The sequence below is a fragment of the Mycolicibacterium sp. P4_G11 genome (assembly GCF_056555145.1).
Window position 1 is genome coordinate 1 of record NZ_JBFUJW010000018.1, and the last position, 20,525, is coordinate 20,525.

22 protein-coding genes are annotated in these 20,525 nt (G+C 69.6%); 13 read left to right on the forward strand and 9 right to left on the reverse strand.

Annotated elements, in window-relative coordinates; genetic code table 11:
- Positions 1-108: IS3 family transposase (locus AC1U2B_RS28220; RefSeq protein ID WP_480217911.1), on the forward strand; the 108-nt coding region annotated here is incomplete at its 5' end.
- A gap of 72 nt (positions 109-180) precedes the next feature.
- Here the strand turns inward: AC1U2B_RS28220 and AC1U2B_RS28225 are convergent.
- From AC1U2B_RS28225 to AC1U2B_RS28250, 6 genes are all read right to left on the reverse strand, one after another.
- The gene (locus AC1U2B_RS28225) at positions 181-1,422 is read right to left on the reverse strand and encodes an MFS transporter (protein ID WP_480219385.1); all 1,242 of its coding nucleotides are present in this window, start codon (positions 1,420-1,422) and stop codon (positions 181-183) included.
- A gap of 13 nt (positions 1,423-1,435) precedes the next feature.
- Complete coding sequence (locus tag AC1U2B_RS28230; protein WP_480219386.1) at positions 1,436-2,554, reverse strand: PLP-dependent cysteine synthase family protein; 1,119 nt, start codon at positions 2,552-2,554, stop codon at positions 1,436-1,438.
- Between the two features lie 96 nt (positions 2,555-2,650).
- A complete protein-coding gene (gene lpqS, locus AC1U2B_RS28235; protein WP_480219387.1) occupies positions 2,651-3,052 on the reverse strand; it encodes a putative copper homeostasis (lipo)protein LpqS in 402 nt (133 codons plus the stop codon).
- 106 nt (positions 3,053-3,158) lie between these two features.
- Positions 3,159-4,637, reverse strand: a complete 1,479-nt coding sequence (locus AC1U2B_RS28240) for a flavin-containing monooxygenase (protein WP_480219388.1) — start codon at positions 4,635-4,637, stop codon at positions 3,159-3,161.
- An 83-nt stretch (positions 4,638-4,720) separates the two neighbouring features.
- Positions 4,721-5,695, reverse strand: coding sequence for an alpha/beta hydrolase (locus AC1U2B_RS28245; RefSeq protein ID WP_480219389.1), 975 nt, complete (start codon positions 5,693-5,695; stop codon positions 4,721-4,723).
- Between the two features lie 3 nt (positions 5,696-5,698).
- Positions 5,699-6,622, reverse strand: a complete 924-nt coding sequence (locus AC1U2B_RS28250) for an alpha/beta hydrolase (RefSeq protein ID WP_480219390.1) — start codon at positions 6,620-6,622, stop codon at positions 5,699-5,701.
- On the opposite strand from AC1U2B_RS28250, the gene AC1U2B_RS28255 reads away from it, so the two are divergent.
- The 7 genes from AC1U2B_RS28255 (at position 6,621) to AC1U2B_RS28285 (ending at position 14,086) form a co-directional block, all read left to right on the forward strand.
- On the forward strand, positions 6,621-7,361 hold the full coding sequence (locus tag AC1U2B_RS28255; protein WP_480219391.1) for a lysoplasmalogenase: 741 nt from the start codon (positions 6,621-6,623) through the stop codon (positions 7,359-7,361). The two genes, AC1U2B_RS28250 and AC1U2B_RS28255, sit on opposite strands and share 2 nt — an antisense overlap.
- Positions 7,358-9,358 (forward strand): primosomal protein N', encoded by a 2,001-nt coding sequence (locus AC1U2B_RS28260; protein ID WP_480219392.1) that lies wholly within the window; start codon positions 7,358-7,360, stop codon positions 9,356-9,358. The genes AC1U2B_RS28255 and AC1U2B_RS28260 overlap by 4 nt, the downstream gene beginning before the upstream one ends.
- A 36-nt stretch (positions 9,359-9,394) precedes the next feature.
- The gene (gene fmt / locus AC1U2B_RS28265; RefSeq protein ID WP_260972020.1) at positions 9,395-10,321 is read left to right on the forward strand and encodes a methionyl-tRNA formyltransferase; all 927 of its coding nucleotides are present in this window, start codon (positions 9,395-9,397) and stop codon (positions 10,319-10,321) included.
- Complete coding sequence (locus AC1U2B_RS28270) at positions 10,318-11,829, forward strand: RsmB/NOP family class I SAM-dependent RNA methyltransferase (protein WP_480219393.1); 1,512 nt, start codon at positions 10,318-10,320, stop codon at positions 11,827-11,829. The genes fmt and AC1U2B_RS28270 overlap by 4 nt, the downstream gene beginning before the upstream one ends.
- A 5-nt stretch (positions 11,830-11,834) precedes the next feature.
- Positions 11,835-12,512 carry a ribulose-phosphate 3-epimerase gene (gene rpe / locus AC1U2B_RS28275; RefSeq protein ID WP_418002041.1) on the forward strand — a complete coding sequence of 226 codons (678 nt, stop codon included), beginning with the start codon at positions 11,835-11,837 and terminating at the stop codon, positions 12,510-12,512.
- Positions 12,509-13,519 carry a bifunctional diaminohydroxyphosphoribosylaminopyrimidine deaminase/5-amino-6-(5-phosphoribosylamino)uracil reductase RibD gene (ribD, locus tag AC1U2B_RS28280; protein ID WP_480219394.1) on the forward strand — a complete coding sequence of 337 codons (1,011 nt, stop codon included), beginning with the start codon at positions 12,509-12,511 and terminating at the stop codon, positions 13,517-13,519. Before rpe ends, ribD begins: the two co-directional genes overlap by 4 nt.
- Before the next feature lie 327 nt (positions 13,520-13,846).
- Positions 13,847-14,086 (forward strand): hypothetical protein, encoded by a 240-nt coding sequence (locus AC1U2B_RS28285; RefSeq protein ID WP_043392638.1) that lies wholly within the window; start codon positions 13,847-13,849, stop codon positions 14,084-14,086.
- A gap of 76 nt (positions 14,087-14,162) precedes the next feature.
- Here AC1U2B_RS28285 and AC1U2B_RS28290 read toward each other — a convergent pair whose 3' ends face one another.
- Both AC1U2B_RS28290 and AC1U2B_RS28295 read right to left on the reverse strand, forming a co-directional pair.
- Positions 14,163-15,740: an MFS transporter gene (locus AC1U2B_RS28290; protein ID WP_480219395.1), complete on the reverse strand. Its 1,578-nt coding sequence runs from the start codon at positions 15,738-15,740 to the stop codon at positions 14,163-14,165.
- Positions 15,740-16,456 carry an LppX_LprAFG lipoprotein gene (locus tag AC1U2B_RS28295; RefSeq protein WP_166651508.1) on the reverse strand — a complete coding sequence of 239 codons (717 nt, stop codon included), beginning with the start codon at positions 16,454-16,456 and terminating at the stop codon, positions 15,740-15,742. The genes AC1U2B_RS28290 and AC1U2B_RS28295 overlap by 1 nt, the downstream gene beginning before the upstream one ends.
- A gap of 65 nt (positions 16,457-16,521) precedes the next feature.
- Here AC1U2B_RS28295 and AC1U2B_RS28300 point away from each other — a divergent pair, with 65 nt between their 5' ends.
- The 5 genes from AC1U2B_RS28300 to AC1U2B_RS28320 all read left to right on the forward strand — a co-directional run bounded on the left by AC1U2B_RS28300 (position 16,522) and on the right by AC1U2B_RS28320 (position 20,011).
- Positions 16,522-17,010, forward strand: a complete 489-nt coding sequence (locus tag AC1U2B_RS28300) for a GNAT family N-acetyltransferase (protein WP_480219396.1) — start codon at positions 16,522-16,524, stop codon at positions 17,008-17,010.
- Positions 17,011-17,055: 45 nt separating this feature from the next.
- On the forward strand, positions 17,056-17,664 hold the full coding sequence (locus tag AC1U2B_RS28305) for a riboflavin synthase (RefSeq protein ID WP_043392634.1): 609 nt from the start codon (positions 17,056-17,058) through the stop codon (positions 17,662-17,664).
- A 118-nt stretch (positions 17,665-17,782) separates the two neighbouring features.
- Positions 17,783-19,042 (forward strand): bifunctional 3,4-dihydroxy-2-butanone-4-phosphate synthase/GTP cyclohydrolase II, encoded by a 1,260-nt coding sequence (locus tag AC1U2B_RS28310; RefSeq protein WP_480219397.1) that lies wholly within the window; start codon positions 17,783-17,785, stop codon positions 19,040-19,042.
- A gap of 22 nt (positions 19,043-19,064) precedes the next feature.
- On the forward strand, positions 19,065-19,538 hold the full coding sequence (ribH, locus tag AC1U2B_RS28315; RefSeq protein WP_260939010.1) for a 6,7-dimethyl-8-ribityllumazine synthase: 474 nt from the start codon (positions 19,065-19,067) through the stop codon (positions 19,536-19,538).
- Positions 19,535-20,011, forward strand: coding sequence for a PH domain-containing protein (locus tag AC1U2B_RS28320; RefSeq protein WP_418002034.1), 477 nt, complete (start codon positions 19,535-19,537; stop codon positions 20,009-20,011). The genes ribH and AC1U2B_RS28320 overlap by 4 nt, the downstream gene beginning before the upstream one ends.
- Here AC1U2B_RS28320 and AC1U2B_RS28325 read toward each other — a convergent pair.
- Positions 19,986-20,471, reverse strand: coding sequence for a GNAT family N-acetyltransferase (locus tag AC1U2B_RS28325; protein ID WP_260939006.1), 486 nt, complete (start codon positions 20,469-20,471; stop codon positions 19,986-19,988). The genes AC1U2B_RS28320 and AC1U2B_RS28325 overlap by 26 nt on opposite strands.
- Positions 20,472-20,525: the final 54 nt, after the last annotated feature.

A 20,525-nucleotide genomic window follows, 5' to 3' on the forward strand; every position in this document is an offset into this window, starting at 1 on the left:
ACCACCGCGCTCGAGGGCTACATCCGCTGGTACAACACCGAACGCATCTCGACAAAACTCAAGGGCCTGAGCCCGGTCCAATACCGGGCCCAGGCCCTTAAGTCCTAAGCTCCCAAAGTCAGAGTCCAACTTTCGGGGACCACTTCAAATCGATCGATTCAGGGGGTTTCGTGTGTCTGGTCAGCTGACGGGCTGAGGCTCCAGCCGGTTCGTCCGGTGCAGCCGGTACAGGGCCAACGCGACCAGCAGGCTGATGGTCGTGAGCGCGACCCAGATGAGTTCGGGTCGGCCGGCATCACGTGCGGTCTCCATCAGCGCTCCGGTGGCGAGGTTCCCCACCAGGATGCCGATGCCGACGATGGTGTTGTAGAAGCCGTAGTAGGTCGCGACGAGCCGGTCGCCGGCGAGCGAGACCACGGTGTCCATCTCGAACGGGTACACCGCGGCCGATCCGACGGCCAGCAGCGCGGCCGTCGTCAGCAGCGCGGCCACCGCGACCGGTCGGCCCCACCGGTCGTCGGGCACGACGATCAACGGGACGAACGCCGCCGCCAGCACCAGCACCCCGATCGTCAGCGACTGGGCGCGGCCGTACCGCGCGGTGAACCAGGACGTGATGCGGATCTGGCCACCGATGGCCACCAGCCCCGACACCGCGAAAACGGCTGCCACAATGGCTGATTCGTGGTGCGGCGCGAGCACCCCGGCGTGCAGCGGCAGCGCCAGGTACACCTGGAACGTCACCACATAGGTGCCCACCATCGACGCCGCGAACAACAGGAACGGCCGGTTGGCCAGCACGGTGCGCCAGTCGTGCAGTACCGAGACGCGTTCGGCGACAGCATGATCGGCGTGGTCTTTCGGCAGCGCGAACAGCTGCGCGATGGTCAGCACCGCGAACACCACCGCCGCCATGCCCGCGGTGACCCGGAAGTCCAGCGCCATCAGGGTCAGTCCCACCAGCGGGCCGGCCAGGATGCCACCCTGATAGAAGACGTTGAACACCGTGAACGCCGCCACCCGGCGCTCGCCGGAGTCCGCGGCCAGGTAGGCCCGCACCGCGGGGTTGAACAGCGCCCCCGCGAAACCCGTTGCCGCCGAGGCGATGAGCAGCGTCGGCAGGGACTGCGCGACCGCCAGCAGCCCGAAGGCGGCCGTGCGCAACAGGCAGCCCGCCACGATCAGCGGCTTGTAGCCGAGCCGGTCGGCCAGCGTCCCACCGACGATGAACATGCCCTGCTGCGAGAAGTTCCGCACCCCGAGCACCAGCCCGATGGCCCAGCCGGCCAAGCCGAGCGGGCCGGCCAGATACCCGGCCAGATACGGCATCAGCATGTAGAAGCCGAGGTTGATGCCGAACTGGTTGAGCATCAGCACCCGACTGGGCCAGCCGAAGCTGCGGAACTGGGCGAGGACTTCCATCACCGCACCTCCGTCACAGCGATGCCGCATCGGGCCTGCGCACCGTCGCGCAGCGCGTCCACGAATCCACCACGCGCTCAGCGGGATCGGTGATCACCGCCGGTTCGGACGGCGGTTCGATCCCCAGCAGGTTGTGCTCGCGGCAGTAGTCGTCGTTGTAGACGGTGTCGAAATACCGTTGCGGCCCATCGGGAAAGATCGCGGCGATCGTGGTGTCCGGATCGTGATGCCGGGCCGCCCAGCCGGCGACCAGCGCCACCGCGCCACCGCTCCAGCCGCTGCTGGCGTAGCTGGTCCCGGCCAGCGCGCGGCAGGCCCACACCGCTTCGGCGGGCGCCACCCAGTGCACCTCGGAGAACGCGTCGTAGTCGACGTTGTCCGGGTAGATGCTCGACCCCAGACCGCGCATGAGGCGACTCTGCGCGGGCTGGCCGAAGATCGTCGACCCGATGGTGTCGACGCCGATCAGCTCGAGATCGGGATTGAACTCGCGCAACACTTTTGCCACCCCGGCCGAATGGCCGCCGGTGCCGACCGAGCACACCAGGACGTCGACGGTGCCGAGCTGCGACTGCAATTCCAGGGCGAGATCGCGGTAGGCGTCGACGTTGTCGGGGTTGTTGTACTGGTCGGGGTACCAGGCGGTGGGATCGCCGGCCAGGATCTGGCCCACCCGGTCGCGGCGGGCCTGCTGCCAGCCGCCGGTCGGGTGTGGCTCGGTGACCAGGTCGATGTCGGCGCCGTACGCGGCCAGCATCCGCAGCATCATCGGTTCCATGCCCGGATCGGTCACCAGGGTGACCGGGTGTCCGTACACGGTGCCGGCCAGGGCCAGGCCGAGTCCGAGTGTCCCGCTGGTGGATTCGACGATTCGTGCGCCGGGCAGCAGGTCGCCGCGGGCGCGGCCGCGTTCGACCATGTACATGGCGGGCCGGTCCTTCATGCCACCGGGGTTGACGCCTTCGAGCTTGGCCCAGAAGCCCCGGTCGTCGGTGGTGAACGGGGCGGCGATCCGCAGCACCGGGGTGCCGCCGACCATGGTGCCGGGGCGGTCGTAGCGAGCCAGCCGGCACGGCCCGGACGCCGGCCGAGTGGATTTTCTGGGCAGGGTGAGATTGGTCGAATTGTTCATGAGTGCATCACTTTTCGCTTGAGGCCGCGGCGCGGCAGCGGAATCGGGCAGCGAACACCGACCGGACACGAAGCGTGGCCGATCTGCGCTGACCGATCAGCGTCGGGAGATGCAGAGCCGGGTCAGGACCGCCCGGCCGGTGTGAATCTGAAGCGCGCGACGCGGCGGACCCCGGCCGGTCTGGGGCGCCAACGCGCGCCAGCACACCATGAGGACGCCGAGGGTCACCACCAGGCCCAGGGCCAGGAGGTTGGAGGCGGAGCGGGGGAGTCCGGCGGTGGTCACCAGCTCCGGGGCCGACGGGGCCGAGCCGTCCCGCGCGTGTGGGTGCTGCGCGGCCACCGAGGGCAGTGTGTGTCCCGGGGCGACGAGCATGGGGGCGGCGTGTTCATGCGGCATGGCAACAGGCTTGCCGCTCAACTGAATACCGATGCCGAGACCGAGCAGGGCGACGAGCAGCACGGCCGCTGCCCGCCATCGCATCGGCCGGGAAGTCACGTTCGCGACTGTACCGACGTTTCGGCGCCTATAGCCGGGCCGTTGCCTTTCGTGCGGCAAAAGTTATCGGGTTCAAAGAACTTTCATATGAGTGCGGGCCTAGCGCTCACGCGCTGAACTCGTAGTCGTCGAGGTCGAACCGGCGGCTGCGGACGTAGGCCTCCACCGTGGTGGCCGGCCGCAGTGGCACGTCGCCGTTCTTGTCGAAGTAGTAGCTGTTGGCCGACTGGCAGCTGTCCTGCCAGAACACCTGCCGGTGACGTTTGCTCAACATCTCGGCGAAGTATCGGTCATTGGCTTCCTGGGATACCTCGACCCGGTGGGCGCCAACCTTTTCGGCGCGTTGCAGGCACCGCACGATGTGGTGGACTTGAGCTTCGATCAGGGCGAAATAGGACGAGCCCACATACCCGTACGGCCCCATGACGGTGAAGAAGTTGGGGAAGCCGGGGATGCTGACGCCCTCGTAGGCCTGCAGCCGCTGCGTCTCCCAGAACTCGCCGAGGGTGTGCCCGCCGGCGCCGGTGACGGGGAACGTCGGCACGCTGTCGACGTCCATCACCTTGAACCCGGTGGCGAGGATCAGCACGTCCACCTCGTGGTCCTGCCCGTCGGCGGTGCGTACGCCGGTCGGGGTGATGCGCTCGATGGATTCGGTTATCAGACTGACATTTTCGCGGTTGTAGGTCGCGAGGTAACTGTTGTGGAAGCCCGGCCGTTTGCAGCCCACCGCGTAGCGCGGGGTGAGCTTGTCGCGCACCACCGGGTCGTGGACCTCGCGGCGCAGGAATGACCGTCCCATGCGGGCCGCGCCGTCGGCCAACGGGAAGACGCTGTAGTACTGCGCCGACAGCGGGAAGGTCAGCTCGACGTACGCCTGGCTGGCCAGCCGCTGCAGCGTCTTGCCGCCCGGGATGCGCATCGCCCACCGGGCCGCGGCCGGCAGCGGTAGGTCCAGCTTGGGGAAGCACCAGATGGGCGTCCGCTGAAACACCGTGAGCTGCTCCACGATCGGTGCGATCTCGGGGATCACCTGGACCGCCGAGGCGCCGGTGCCGATGATCGCCACGCGCTTGCCGCTCAGGTCGATGTCGGAATCCCAGCGTGCGGTGTGCAGCGTGATACCGGCGAAGTCGGTCACGCCCTCGATGTCCGGCGGCTTGGGCACCGTCAGCACGCCGCTGCCGTTGATCAGGAACCGCGCGGTGAGTGTGCCGCTGCTGGTGTGCACGCGCCAGAGGTCGGTGGCGTCGTCGTACTCGGCGCCGGTGACCTCGGTGCCGAAGCGGATCCGGTCTCGCAGTCCGTACTTGTCGACGCAGTGCTCGGCGTACGCCTTGAGCTCATGGCCTTTGGCGTAGGTGCGGGACCAATCCGCGCTCTGCTCGAACGAGAACTGATAGGAGAACGACGGAATATCCACGGCGACACCGGGATAGGTGTTCCAGAACCAGGTGCCGCCCGGCCCGGAGCCGGCTTCGAGGATTCGGTAGTCACCGAGCCCGGCCCGGTCCAGCAGGATGCCGGCCCCGATCCCGGAGAAGCCGGCGCCGACGATCACAGTTTGGACATCAGGCGTTGTCATGGCTCCATACTCGCGCGAGCAGACGCAAAACTGTCGCTTTTGTCGCAAAAACGACAGGTTTGCGTCCGCTCGCGCAGAGACCGCTAGGTGTGGAGGGCAGCCTGCAGGGCCGCCAGGCCCCGGTTGGTGGCCTCGGTGGCCGCCGGCGAGGCCAGCGCGAGGCTGACGAAGCCGTGCACCATGGTCGGTTCGTTGCTCAACTCGACCGGAACCCCGGCTGCGGCAAGCAGTTTGGCGTACAGGGCGCCGTCGTCGCGCAGCGGGTCGTGCTCGGCGGTGCCGATGTAAGCGGGAGGCAGCCCGGCCAGCGACTCGGCGTTGGCCGGGGCCAGGTCGGTCGGCAGCGTCGAGGCGTCACTGATGTCCATGCCGGGCAGGTACCAGGACAGGAAGGCCACAGTCACATTGCTGTTGAGCATGGGTGCGTCGGCGTTCTCGGTGAACGACGGCAGCGTGGTGTCACCCGTGGTCGCGGGGTACCAGAGCAGCTGGAACGTCAGGTTCGGGCCGCCGGCGTCGCGCGCCCGCTGCGCCATCACCGCGGAGATGTTGCCGCCTGCCGAGTCGCCGGCCACCGCGATGCGCGCCGGGTCGCCGCCCAGATCGGCGGCATGCGCGGCAACCCACTGCAGCGCGGCCCAGGAATCCTCGATACCGGCCGGGAACGGATGCTCAGGTGCCAGCCGGTACTCGATCGACACCACGATGGCGCGGGCGCCGATGGCATGGGCCCGGGCCACGTGGTCGTGTGAATCCAGGTCGCCGATCGCCCAGCCGCCACCGTGGTAGAAGACCACCACTGGCAGCGGACGCGTCTCACCATCGATGGGCGGCCAGTAGATGCGGGCCGGAATCTGGCCTGCGTCACCGCAATCGAGCACGCGGTTCTCGATCCGCAGGTCCGGCAGCATCGCCGCGGGCGGTCGCATCGCAGCGATCTTGGCCCGGGCCACCTCGACGCCGTCGTCGATGGTGAACTCCAGCGGCACGGCGTCCAGGAGGGCTTTGAGGATCGGGTCGATATCAGGCCGAGTGTCCGGCGTCACATCCGAGGTCATGCCTCAGGCTAACGCGGCCCGCAGCGCAGCGATTCCGCGGTCAGCCGCCTCGGTCGTCGCCGGCACCACGCCGTGGTAGCCGAGATAGCCGTGCACCAGGGTCTCGGCGTTGTGCACCTCGACGGAAACCCCCGCTGCGGTGAGCATTTGGCCATACGTGATGCCGTCGTCGCGCAGTGGGTCGTATCCGGCGACGGCGATGTACGCCGGTGCCAGCCCGGCCAGTGACTCGGCGCGCGCGGGCACCAGTGCGGCCGGCGGATTCCGTAGGTCGACACCCGTGGCATACAGCAACGAGAAACCACCGACGGCGTCGCGGCCCAGGACCGGCGCGTCGGCGTTCTCGGTGAACGACGGCAGCGAGGTGTCCCAGGTGGTCGCCGGGTACCACAGCAGCTGGGCTCGCAGCGTGATGCCGGCATCACGGGCCAGCTGCGCGACCACGGCGGCGAGATTACCGCCGGCCGAATCACCGGCCACGGCAAGGCGATTCGGGTCACCGCCGATCTCCTCGGCATGGGCGGCCACCCACTGTGTGACGGCCCAGACGTCGTCCACCGCCGCGGGGAACGGGTGCTCGGGGGCCAGCCGGTAATCCACCGACACCACCACGGCGCCGGTCCCGGCGGCATGCAGCCGGGCGGTGCCGTCATAGGTGTTCAGATCGCCGACCACCCAGCCGCCACCGTGGAAGAACAGCACCACGGGTGCCGACGGTTCGATGTTCGGCGGCCAGTAGATCCGGACGGGCACGCCTTCGATGACGCGGTCCTCGGCGCGGACCTCCTCGAACACCGCCTTGCGCGGCAGCTCACGGAACCGGGCTCGAGCGGCTTCGACGCCGCCGTCCATGGTCAATTGGAACGGAACTGCTTCCAGTACCTTTTGCAGAATGGGATCGAGTGGGGGACGCACAGTGTCCGACATGAGTTCACCGTACGCACCGCGCTGGCGGCTGTGGGTGGCGGCCGCAGTGGTCGCCGCCGGCTACGGCATCTTCCTCATCGCGACGGCGCTGCGGCTGCCGTCGGGCGCTGACCTGACCGGGCAATTCGTCCTGCAGCCCGAGATCAAGGCGCTGCCCGCGCTGCTGCTGGCCGTGGCCGCGGCCGGACACGCCATCGTCCGTGAACGCCGCTGGCTGGTGGCCGCGCTGGTGTTCTCGGCAGGCGGTGACTTCCTGCTGGCCATGCCGTGGTGGCAGCCGGGCGGGGTGCCGTCGTTCGTGTTCGGGCTCGGTTCGTTCCTGATCGCGCATCTGTGCTTCCTGGCCGCGCTGCTGCCGCTGGCCCGGCGTACCCCAGCAGCCACCGCCGGCGCCGCGGCGCTGGTCGTCGTCTGCATCGGGCTGGTCGTCTGGTTCTGGCCCAGCCTGGTCGCGCAAAAGATGACCATCCCCGTCACCGTCTACATGGCCGTCCTGGTGGCCATGGTGTGCACGGCGCTGTTCGCCGACCTGCCGACCCGCTGGACCGCACTCGGGGCACTGTGTTTTGCGGTGAGTGACGGCATGATCGGCATCAGCAAGTTCGTCCTCGGCGACGAGACACTGGCGGTCCCGATCTGGTGGGCATACGCCGCCTCGTTGCTCCTGATCACCGCCGGGTTCTTCGCAGGCCGGACGGTGTCGACGGTGTCGCCCCTGTCTGCTACACCGGCTGCGTGACCGTCACCAGGACGCAGGCCGAACACGAGCCCGTGGCTCGGGTGCTGCCGATGCTGTCGGTGCCGCACCTGGACCGCGAGTTCGACTACCTGGTGCCTGCCGACCTGTCCGACGACGCGCAGCCGGGTGTGCGGGCCAAGGTCCGGTTCAACGGCCGCCTGGTCGACGCATTCATTCTCGAAAGACGTTCGGACACCGACCATTCGGGCAAGCTCGGCTGGCTGGACCGCGTGGTGTCGGGCGAGCGGGTCCTGACCCCGGATGTGCAGCGCCTCGCCGAAGCCGTGGCCGCCCGGTACGCCGGCAGCCGACCCGACGTGCTGCGGCTGGCCATTCCGCCGCGGCACGCCACCGTGGAGAAAGGTCCGCCGCCGGAACTCCCGCCGTTCGCTCCGCAGCACGTCGACCCCGGTGCCTGGCAGCCGTACGCCCGCGGTGAGCAGTTCCTCGAGGCGCTCGCCGAGGGCCGGGCGGCGCGCGCGGTGTGGCAGGCCCTGCCGGGGGAGGACTGGGCCAGGCGGCTGTGCGAGGCGGCGGCCGTCGTCGTCAACGCCGGGCGCGGTGCGCTGCTGATCGTCCCGGACCAGCGTGACGTCGACGCCGTCCACGCCGCGGCCTTGACCTTGGTCGACGACAACCGGGTGGTGGCGCTGTCCGCGGGCCTCGGCCCGTCCCAGCGCTACCGACGGTGGCTGGCGGTGCTGCGCGGCCAGGCCCGGCTCGTGATCGGCACGCGCAGCGCGGTGTTCGCGCCCGTCGCCGATCTCGGGCTCATCGTCGTGTGGGACGACGGCGACGACTCGCTCTCCGAGCCCCGCGCGCCGTATCCGCACGCCCGCGAGGTCGCGATGCTGCGTGCACACCAATTGCGTTGTGGCGCAATCATCGGTGGCTTCTCGCGCACTGCCGAGGCGCAGGCGCTGGTGCGCAGCAAGTGGGCGCACGATCTGGTCGCCGGGCGCAGTGTGGTGCGGGCACGGGCCCCGCGGGTCGTCGCGCTCGACGACGACGCGCACACCCATGAACGCGACGCCGCCGCCCGCACCGCGCGGTTGCCGTCGATGGCGCTGGGCGCCGCTCGCGCCGCGTTGAGCGCCGGGCGGCCGGTGCTGGTGCAGGTGCCGCGCCGCGGTTACGTCCCGGCGCTGGCCTGCGGCAAATGCCGGACCATCGCCCGCTGCCGGCACTGCACCGGGCCGCTGTCGCTGCTCGACCGAGACACCGTCGGGGCGGTGTGCCGCTGGTGCGGCCGCCAGGACAGCGCGCTGCGCTGTGGCCGGTGCGGCTCCGATGCGGTACGTGCCGTGGTGGTCGGGGCGCGGCGCACCGCCGAGGAACTGGGCCGGACCTTCCCGGGGGTGCCCATCGTGACCTCCGGCGGTGACGCCGTGGTGGCCGAGGTACCTGGACGCCCCGCGGTCGTGGTGGCCACCCCGGGCGCCGAGCCGCGGGCCGACGGCGGCTACGGCGCGGCGCTGCTGCTGGACGGCTGGGCCTTGCTGGGCCGCCAAGATCTGCGGGCCGCCGAGGACACGCTGCGCCGCTGGATGTCGGCATCGGCCATGGTGCTCGACCGCGCGGCCGGCGGCACCGTCGCGGTGGTCGCGGAATCGTCGATCCCGACGGTGCAGGCGCTGGTGCGCTGGGACCCGGTCGGGCATGCCGAGGCCGAACTCGACGGCCGCACCGAGGTCGGGCTGCCACCCGCGGTGCATCTCGCCGCCGTCGACGGCATCCCGGAGGCGGCGGACGCGCTGCTGGAGGCCGCCGCACTGCCGCCCGACGCCGAGGTGCTGGGTCCCGTCGACCTGCCGTTCGGCGCTCGCCGACCGCCCGGTCTGGACCCGGGCACACCGGTGCACCGGATGCTGGTCCGGGTCTCGCGCGACCGTGGGCTGGTGCTGGCTGCGGCCCTGCGCCGGGCGACCGGAGTGCTCAGCGCCCGCCACGATCAGCAGCCGGTGCGGGTGCAGATCGATCCGCTGCACATCGGATGAGGGTGTTCGGGTGGACCACAAGTAGCCTGGTGGATCGTGCGTATCGTCTTCGCCGGAACACCGGAACCCGCGCTGCCTTCATTGCGCAGGCTCATCGCGTCGCCCCGCCACGAGGTGGTCGCGGTGCTGACCCGTCCTGATGCGGCCTCTGGTCGTCGCGGCAAGCCGGCGCCGTCTCCGGTCGCGGAACTTGCTCTGGCCGAAGGCATTCCGGTGCTGCGGCCGGCCAAGCCCAATGAGCCCGAGTTCGTCGCCGAACTCGCCGAGCTGGCGCCGGACTGCTGCGCCGTCGTCGCCTACGGCGCGCTGCTGCGCGACGAGCTGCTGGCGGTGCCCCGGCTGGGCTGGATCAACCTGCACTTCTCGGTGCTGCCGGCCTGGCGTGGCGCCGCGCCGGTGCAGGCCGCCATCGCCGCCGGTGACGAGGTGACCGGCGCCACGACTTTCCAGATCGAACGTGCCCTGGACTCGGGGCCGGTGTACGGCGTGATGACCGAGGCGGTGCGGCCCATCGACACCGCGGGCGATCTGCTGGCCCGGCTGGCCGACGCGGGCGCCGGCCTGCTGGAGACGACGCTCGACGGTGTCGAGGACGGTGCGCTGACCGCGGTGCCGCAGCCCACCGACGGCGTGACGGTCGCACCCAAGGTCACCGTCGAAGACGCGCGGGTGCGCTGGGACCTGCCTGCGCATGTCGTCGACCGCCGCGTCCGCGCGGTTTCTCCGAACCCCGGAGCCTGGACGGAGATCGGCGACCTGCGGGTCAAGCTCGGTCCGGTGGTCCCGGTCGAGGCAGAACCGTTGGCGCCCGGCGCAATTCGCGTGCAGAAGGCGGGGGTCCTGATCGGCACGGGGAGCACTCCGGTGCGGCTGGGCACGGTCCAGCCGCCGGGGAAGAAGGCGATGAAGGCAGCGGACTGGGCGCGCGGCGCCCGGCTGGACGAAGGTGTGGTGGCCCGGTGACCGAACGGAACGGACGCGGCGGCGATCGCGGGCGGCAGGGTCGTCCGAACAATCAGGGGCGCTCGGGCGGCCGGGATCGTCAGGATCGGCAGCCGGGCAGACAGCCGGGCAGGCAGCAGGCCCGGCCGGCCGACGCCGAGTGGCGCGCGCCGCGTGGCCCGCGCCGTAAGCCGCTGGATCCGGCGCGCCAGGCGGCATTTGACGTGCTGCGCGCCGTGTCCGAGCGCGACGCGTACGCCAACCTCGCGCTGCCCGCGATCCTGCGCGACCGCGGCATCGAGGGCCGGGACGCGGCCTTCGCCACCGAGCTGACCTACGGCACCTGCCGCTGCGTCGGACTGCTCGACGCGGTTATCGAGAGTGCCGCCGGCCGGCCCACCGACCGGATCGACGCCGTGCTGCTGGACCTGCTGCGCCTCGGCGCCTACCAGTTGCTCCGTACCCGGGTCGATGCCCACGCCGCGGTGGACACCACCGTCGAGCAGGCCGGCGTCGAATTCGATTCGGTGCGTGCGGGTTTCGTCAACGGCGTGCTGCGCGCCATCGCGAGCAAGGACGAAGCCGCCTGGGTGGCCGAGCTCGCACCGTCGGCCGCTGCCGACCCCATCGGCCACACCGCGTTCACCCACGCCCACCCGCGCTGGGTGGCCCAGTCCTTCGCGGACGCCCTGGGCGCCGACGCGGGGGAGCTGGACGCGATGCTCACCAGCGACGACGAACGTCCCCTCGTGCACCTGGCGGCCCGCCCGGGCGAGATCAGCGCCGAGGAGCTGGCCGCGGCGATCGGCGGCGATGTCGGCCGGTTCTCGCCGTACGCGGTGTACCTGCCCGGCGGCGACCCCGGTCAGCTGGACCCGATCCGGGACGGTTTGGCACAGGTGCAGGACGAGGGCAGCCAGCTGGTGGCCCGGGCCCTGACCGAGGTGCCGCTGGAGGGCAACGACACCCGCTGGCTGGATCTGTGTGCGGGTCCCGGCGGCAAGACCGCGATGCTGGCGGCCATCGCCGCGCAGTGCGGCGCCGAGGTGATCGCTGTCGAACCCACCGAGCACCGCGCGGAGCTGGTCGAGCGCAACACCACCGGCATGGGTGTCGAGGTGCTCCGGGTCGACGGCCGCGAGTCCGGTCTGGAGCCCGGCTCCTTCGACCGTGTCCTGGTCGACGCCCCCTGCACTGGCCTGGGCGCACTGCGTCGCCGGCCCGAGGCGCGGTGGCGCCGGCAGCCGTCCGACGTGCCCGGTCTGGCTCGCCTGCAGCGCGAATTGCTCGCCGCGGCAATCAAACTCACCCGCCCCGGCGGTGTGGTGCTGTACGCGACCTGCTCGCCGCACCTGGCCGAGACGGTCGGGGTGATCGCCGACGCGCTGCGCCGCCAGCCCGTCGAGGCGATCGACACCCGCCCGCTGTTCGCCCCGGCCGATCGGCTGGGCCCCGGACCACACGTGCAGTTATGGCCACATCGGCATGGCACCGATGCGATGTTCGCAGCCGCGCTCAAAGTAGTCTGACCGCCATGGCAGGACCACTCATCGCGCCGTCCATCCTTTCCGCCGACTTCGCCCGGCTCGCTGAGGAGACCGCGGCAGTCGCGGGCGCCGACTGGCTGCACGTAGACGTCATGGACAACCATTTCGTCCCCAACCTGACGCTGGGTCTGCCGGTCGTCGAGAGCCTGCTGAAGGTCACCGACATCCCGATGGACTGCCACCTGATGATCGAGGACCCCAAGCGGTGGGCGCCCTCCTACGCCGAGGCCGGCGCCTACAACGTCACGTTCCACGCCGAGGCCACCGACGACCCGATCTCCGTCGCCCGCGACATCCGGGCCGCCGGCGCGAAGGCGGGCCTGAGCGTCAAACCCGGCACCCCGATCGAGCCGTACCTGGAAATCCTGCGTGAGTTCGACACCCTGCTGGTGATGTCGGTGGAGCCCGGGTTCGGCGGCCAGAAGTTCATCGCCGAGGTGCTGCCCAAGGTCACCGCGGTGCGCCGCCTGGTGGACGCCGGTGAGCTGACCCTGGTCGTCGAGATCGATGGCGGCATCAACGACGACACCATCGAGGCGGCCGCTGCGGCCGGCGTCGACTGTTTCGTCGCGGGCTCCGCGGTCTACAACGCGGCCGACCCAGGTGCCGCCGTGGAGGCCCTGCGGCGTCAGGCCGCCGCTGCCTCGCCGCACCTGGTGCTGTGACGCCGGAGGCACTCGAGGCTGCGATGCGGATGGCCATCGGCCAGGCCGACGCAGTGAAAGGCACCACCTACCCGAATCCGCCGGTCGGCGCCGTCATCCTGGACCGCGACGGCGAAGTGGCCGGCGTTGGCGGGACCCAGCCGGCGGGGGAGGCGCACGCCGAGGTGATGGCGCTGCGCCGGGCCGGTACCCGGGCCGCGGGCGGCACCGCCGTGGTCACGCTCGAGCCGTGCAATCACCAGGGCCGCACCGGCCCCTGCGTCGACGCGCTGCTGGACGCCGGGGTGGCGGCCGTCGTCTTCGCCGTGTCCGACCCGAATCCGGTCGCCGCGGGCGGCGCTCAGCGGCTCTCCGACGCCGGTGTCACGGTGTCTTCGGGCGTCCTCGCCGATGAGGTCTCCGGCGGGCCGCTGCGGGAGTGGCTGCACCGCCAGCGCACGGGCCGCCCGCACGTCACGTGGAAGTTCGGGGCCAGCATCGACGGCCGCAGTGCTGCCGCCGACGGCACCAGCCAGTGGATCACCGGTGCGGCCGCCCGGGCTGACGTGCACCGGCACCGCGCGGTCGCCGACGCCATCGTGGTGGGGACCGGAACCGTGCTGTCAGATGACCCAACGCTGACCGCACGCCTAACCGACGGCACTCTGGCTGCCCGTCAGCCGCTGCGGGTCGTGGTCGGCGAGCGTGAGATTTCGTCGGAGTCGAACATCTTGAACGATGAATCCCGGACCATGGTGATCCGGACGCACGACCCGCTCGAGGTACTGCAGGCGCTGTCCGACCGGACCGACGTGATCCTCGAAGGCGGTCCGACGCTGGCCGGGGCGTTCGTGCGGGCCGGGTTGGTGGACCGGATTCTGGCCTATCTGGCGCCGACGCTGCTGGGTGGACCGATCACCGCGATCGACGACGTCGGGGTGCCGACCATCTCGCAGGCGCGCCGCTGGCGGTTCGACGGGGTAGCGACCGTCGGCGCCGACGTGCGGCTCAGCCTGGTGCCGAACTGATTGCTCGGCTACTTCCAGCGAACATTTTGCGCCGACCGTGTGGGTTCGGCTCGTGAGTTCCGCCCACTGAACCGTCCGAATTGATTCCCAAAAGCTGCTGAGACGTGCGATTCACCGTGGCGCGCAGTGTGATTGGGCTCACCGCAGCGCATCTTTAGTTTTGCTAATCGTTATCAGTTTGAGATCAACGCCTCGGCATTCGTGCAGGAAGCCACGATTTCGCATCCGTAAAATTGGGCACAGAGACCGGGTCATCTGGATCCGGCCGAAATATCGCGCTCACCGATGCCGTTAGAGCGAAGGTGAACACGAGCAAAGGATAAGAGCATGACTGCACTGCAGGACTGGCTCAGCTTCCGTCCGGTTGAAGATGGCATCAAAGACATGGTGTTCCGCCGGCCCCTGCGGGCGGTGCTGAGTGTTGTCGAGGAATTCGACGACGCTGTGGACGGGGCGCTGGAACGCCTCGCGGCACACGCGAACGGGCCCCACGCGGCCCCCGCGCCGACCCCGGCGTACATCCCGGACAACGTGGTGCTGATGCGCCCGGGTGTGGAGCGGTGCTAGCACGCTGCCACTGAACAGGCCAGAAACAACGGAGCCGCAGAGTCGATCGACTCTGCGGCTCCGTTGTTGTCACGGGTCAGGCGACTGGCGCCGGATCAGCCTCGGGGGCGTTCTCGGGTTCGTCGGCCTGCTCGTGGCGGCCGGCGATCAGCAGACCGGCCAGCGCACCCACCACGCAGACGACGGCGGTGATCAGGAAGATCGAGCTGTACTGCATGGTGTACGCCGTCTTCGTGTTCTTCGCGATCTGTGCGGCCGCATCGGCCAGGTCGACGCCCTTGACCGCAGGCATCGAGGCCAGCGCCTGTTGGACCTTGTACAGGCCCCACGCTGACAGCGCCGCCATGCCGATCAGCATGCCGATCATGCGGGACACCACGACTGCGGCCGAGGCGATGCCGTGCTGGGCCGTCGGCACCACCCGCAGCGTCGCCGACGTCAGCGGTCCGATGACCAGGCCGAGCCCCAGGCCGGCGATGATCAGATCGGTCGGCAGCTTCGGCAAGGACACCACCACGAGGTCGTGAGTGGCCGAGAGCACGTCCATGTCCCAGTGCGACACCAGCAGATACGCGGCCGCCGCGATGAGCAGGCCCACGAAGGCGACGATCCGGTCGCCGACCCGGGTGGCGATCCACCCGCCGACCAGCGCGCCGACCGGCAACGCACCCAGGAACCACGCCAGCTTGAAGATCGCATGCGCCTGGTCGATACCGAGCACACCGCGGCTGAAGAGCTCGACGTTCACCAGCGTGACCATCAGCGCCGCGCCCGCGCACAGCGAGGACGCCAGGCCCGCCAGGAATGGCCGGAAGTGCACACCCACCGGGTCGATCAGCTTGGTGCGGGCGATCTTCTCCCACACGAAGAACGCGACCGCGACGACCGCGGCGCCGATCAGCAACGGCGGGCCGTTTTCCGGGAGGACCTGCTTGCCGTCCGGGTTCGGGTTGTACAGACCCCAGGTCGCCAGCCCGAGCGCGACGGCCAGCAGCACGCCGCCGAGCACGTCGACCTTCTCCGGCGTCTCGGTCTCGATGCGCGACGGCAGGCTGAAGTGGATCATCACCATGGCCGCGATGGTCAGTGGCACGTTGATCCAGAAGACATCCCGCCAGTCGTGCAGCAGCCACACCACGGCCACGCCGTACAGCGGGCCGAGCACACTGCCCAGCTCCTGCGCCGCACCGATACCGCCCAGCACACCGGCACGGTTGCGCGCGGCCCACAGATCGGCAGCCAGGGCCAGCGTCACCGGCAGCAGGGCGCCACTGGCGACACCCTGAATGGTCCGGCCGACGATCAGCTGGATCAGTGGCTCGATCACCTCGTTCGCCGGGGCGAACATGCCTGCCATCGCCGTGACGATCGAGCCCACCACGAACAGCGCCAGGCTCGCCTGCAGCACCAGCTTGCGGCCGAACCGGTCCGAGGCCCGGCCCAGCAGCGGCATCGCCGCGATGTAGCCCAGCAGGTACCAGGTGACGACCGGCGTGACCTGCTGGATCTTGTTGATCGGGATGCCGATCCCGTCCGGCGGATCCTTCATCATGTCGGTCATGATCGTCACGACGACATAGGTGTCGAGCGCGCCGAGCAGGACCGCGATACTGCCCGCGGCTATCGCGACGTGGCGGTTATTGCCCCCGGCCATTACTGAACGTCGGGCTTGTTGACGGTGACCGGCTTACCCCAGTCGGTCAGCGTCATCTGCAGGTTGTTGCCCGGGCTGGTCTCCAGCTGAGCCTGAGCCAGCTGGTGGTTGCCACCCTCTTCGATCCAGGCGGTGCCCGGGAGCGCTTGAGTGACCTTCAGCTGCGGGGCGATCTTGTTGACCGCGTCGGCGCTGACGGTGCCGGTGACCTTGACGGTCTTCACGCCGTTGATGTCCTCGCGGCCGACGGCCTTGGCCTCGGTGAAGTTGTCCAGGATGTTGGCCAGGCCGGTCTCCGGGCGCAGGATCGCCGAGATGTCGTAGATGGCGTCGGCGGGGCCGAAGTCCGACAGCGGGCCACCGGACGACAGCGAGGCGTACAGGTGGTTGTCGTAGACGACGAACGGGGCGTCCTGGACGCCCATGCCGCCCACCGACAGGTTGGCCTTGCCCTGGCCGGCGACCGCCGGGGTCAGCGTCATGTCACCGGTCAGCTTGGTCACGGTCAGCTTGGCGATCTTGCCGTTGACCGTCAGGACCAGGTGCACGCTCTGCTGGCCGCGGGTGGTGTCGGCGGACTGCTTGAGCAGCGCGGTGGCGTCGGGCAGCGGGGCCGAGGGGGCCTCGGACTTCGAGCAGCCGGAGACCAGGAGCACCCCGGCCATCACGGTGGAGAGTAGGGAAACAAGCATGGCGGAGCGTTTGCGCGTCTGCATGCCCTGCATCGTAATAGGTGCGCCCGACTAACCAGTTGCCTCGACCGGCCGGTAGAACCTCAGGCATGGTTGCTGAACTCGAATTTCGGGCGGTTCCGATCGATATCGGCGACGGCGCGGCACTGGTGGGTGCCATGGAGGCCGAGATGGCCGAGCTGTACGCCGACGTCCGCGGTGGACTCGATCTGAACGCACCCGACATGCCGAAGGCCGGGCCCGCTGAACTCGGACCACCGCATGGCGTCTACCTGGCCGGATACCTCGAGAGTCGGCCGGTCTGCGGTGGCGGGCTCAAGCGGCTGCCCGACGGGACCTGCGAGATCAAGCGGATGTACGTCGCGCCCGAGGCGCGGGGGCAGGGCGTGGCCCGAATCCTGTTGCGGGCCTTGGAGGACGCCGCCCGCGGACTCGGCTATGCGGTTGCCAGGCTCGACACCGGGTCGCGGCAGCCGCACGCCCAGCGGTTGTACGAATCAGAGGGGTACCGGCCGGTCGCGAACTTCAACGGCAACCCGGTGGCTCACTACTTCGGGGAGAAGCATCTCGGGCGATAGCGGAGGGGGCGAGCGGAGCGACTGGGCATAGCTAGGCTGGGGCGCATGTTCACCGGCATTGTCGAAGAGCTCGGCGAGATCGTCAGCAAGGACCAACTGACCGATGCGGCGCGGTTCGTCATCCGCGGCCCGCTGGTCACCACCGATGCCGGGCACGGTGACTCGATCGCGGTGAACGGCGTCTGCCTGACTGTCGTGGACGTGCTGCCCGATGGCGCTTTCTCCGCCGATGTGATGGCCGAGACCCTCAACCGGTCCAGCCTGGCCGGCGTCGAGGTCGGTGGCCGGGTCAACCTGGAGCGCGCCGCGGCGATCAACAGCCGCCTCGGTGGGCACATCGTGCAGGGCCACGTGGACGGCACCGGCACTGTGCTGTCGCGCACACCCTCGGAGCACTGGGAGGTCGTGCGCATCGCGCTGCCGCCGCAGCTGGCCCGATACGTGGTGGAGAAGGGCTCGATCACCGTGGACGGGGTGTCGCTGACGGTGTCCGGCCTGGGGCGCGACGAGCAGGGCGACTGGTTCGAGATCTCTCTGATTCCAACGACGTTGCAGCTGACGACGTTGGGCCGCGCCCCGGTGGGGACGACGGTGAACCTGGAAGTCGACGTCATCGCCAAATACGTCGAGCGGCTGCTCACCCCGGCGCAGTAGCGACCGGTCATGCCGTGACCGCTGAGCGGACCGGCGGGAGTAAGTCGGCCTGTACCAGTGGTTCATACTGGTAGGTGATCAACTTGGCCCTGAGGTGGCCACGGCAAGGGTGGTGGAGATGACGAGGCTTGATTCCGTCGAGCGGGCGATAGCCGATATCGCGGCGGGCAAGGCTGTCGTCGTCATTGACGACGAAGATCGCGAGAACGAAGGCGATCTGATCTTCGCCGCGGAGAAGGCGACGCCGGAGTTGGTGGCCTTCATGGTCCGCTACACCTCGGGCTACCTGTGTGTTCCGCTGTCCGGCGAGGTCTGCGACCGGCTGGGTCTGCTGCCGATGTACGCGGTGAACCAGGACAAGCACGGCACCGCCTACACCGTCACCGTTGACGCGAAAAAGGGTGTGGGAACCGGTATTTCGGCATCTGACCGGGCCAAGACCATGCAGGCACTGGCCGATCCGGACGCTGTCGCCGACGATTTCACCAAGCCCGGACACGTAGTTCCGTTGCGCGCCAAGGACGGTGGCGTGTTGCGCCGTCCCGGCCACACGGAGGCCGCGGTGGATCTGGCCCGCTTGGCCGGGTTACAGCCCGCCGGTGCGATCTGCGAGATCGTCAGCCAGAAGGACGAGGGCTCCATGGCCCAGACCGATGAGCTGCGCGTCTTCGCCGACGACCATGACCTGGCGCTGATCTCCATCGCGGACCTGATCGAGTGGCGCCGCAAGCACGAGAAGCACATCGAGCGCGTCGCCGAGGCCCGCATCCCGACCCGGCATGGCGAGTTCCGCGCTGTCGGCTACACCAGCATGTACGAGGACGTCGAGCACGTCGCGTTGGTGCGCGGCGATGTCTCCGTGGAGAACGGTGACGATGTCCTGGTGCGCGTGCACTCGGAATGCCTGACCGGTGACGTGTTCGGTTCCCGGCGCTGCGACTGCGGCCCCCAGCTCGACGCCGCCATGGAGATGGTGGCCAACGAAGGCCGCGGCGTGGTGCTGTACATGCGCGGACATGAAGGCCGCGGCATCGGCCTGCTGCACAAGCTGCAGGCCTACCAGCTGCAGGACGCCGGCGCCGACACCGTCGACGCCAACCTGGAACTCGGCCTGCCCGCCGATGCCCGGGACTACGGCATCGGGGCCCAGATCCTGGTCGACCTCGGTATCCGGTCCATGCGGCTGCTGACCAACAACCCGGCCAAGCGCGTGGGTCTGGACGGCTACGGCCTGCACATCATCGAGCGCGTGCCGCTGCCCATCGGCCCCAACGCCGACAACATCCGCTACCTGATGACCAAGCGGGACCGCATGGGGCACGACCTCAGCGGGCTCGACGATTTCGCCGGTGACACGACAGACGGAGACAACAAGTGAGCTGCGCGGTCGGAGAACGCAAATGAGCGGTGTCGGCGTTCCGGACATGCCGGCGCTCGACGCGTCCGGGGTCAAGCTGGCCATCGTCGCCAGCACCTGGCACACCACCGTCTGCGACGCGCTGCTCGACGGCGCTCTTCGGGTCGCCACCGCGTCGGGTATCGCCGAACCGACCGTGGTCCGGGTGCTCGGTGCCATCGAAATCCCCGTGGTGGCACAGGAATTGGCCAAGACCCACGACGCGGTGATCGCGCTGGGTGTGGTGATCCGGGGTGGCACGCCACATTTCGACTACGTGTGTGACGCCGTCACGCAGGGCCTGACCCGGGTGTCGCTCGACGAGTCGACGCCCGTCGCGAACGGTGTCCTCACGGTCAACACCGAAGAGCAGGCGCTCGACCGCGCCGGCTTGCCCGGGTCGGCGGAGGACAAGGGTGAGCAGGCCGCGTCGGCGGCCTTGGCCACCGCGCTGACCTTGCGCGACCTGCGTCGATGACGAAGGAAACCGCCGGCTGGGACCTCGAGGTCCGGCCGCAGCGTGTGAAGATCGTCGCCTACGTGGCGGCCGCCGTCATCATCGCCGTGCACGTCACGGTGGGCGCGCTGCTGAAAATCGGTGCCACCGGGGTGATCTTCCAGACCGCCGACCAGGTGTCCATGGCGTTGCTCGGGGTCATCCTCGCCGGCGCGGTACTGCTGCCGACGCGCTCCCGGTTGCGGGTCGGTCCGGCCGGCATCGTCGTCCGTAACGTGTTGAGCGACAAGACCATTGCCTGGTCCGACGTCGCCGGCGTGTCGTTCCCGCTGGGGGCGCGGTGGGCGCGCGTCGACCTGCCCGACGACGAGTACGTCCCGATCATGGCCATCCAGACCGTCGACAAGGCCCGGGCCGTCGATGCGATGGATCGCCTCCGCGAATTGGTCGTGAAATACCGCCCGGACCTCAACTCAGCGTCAAAGACATCGTGAGTTCGTCTGCCCGACCGGGGATTTGGGAACCGCCGGCCGGATCGGTCGTGGCGACGAACCCGAAGGCCCGGTAGACCCCGAGCGCGGCGTCGTTGTTCCGGTGCACCCGCAGCGTCACGGTGTGCGCTCCCAGGCCGCGTCCCCAGTCGATGGCCGCGGTCAGCAGGGTGCGCGCCACCCCGTGGCCGCGGGCGATCGGATCGGTCCACAGCGAGTACAGGTACACCGAGCCGGGGCTGGCCCGATGCGCGGCGATCAGGCCCACCAGGCGGTCCTCGTACGCGAGGGCGAACTGCGCGTGGGCCCGCAGCCGCCGGCGCCACTGCGTCCCGGTGAAGCTCATCTCGGTGCGGTACTCGGCATCGTCGGTGCCCGCGGAATCGGCCAGCGCCCGCAGCCGCAGCGCGGCGAACATCCGCCAGTCGGCTTCGGTGAGCCGGATCACCCCTGTCCCGGTCATAGCCGCCCCACCATGAGGCTCACCTGTCCGCTCCCTCCCATGGGATAGAATTTG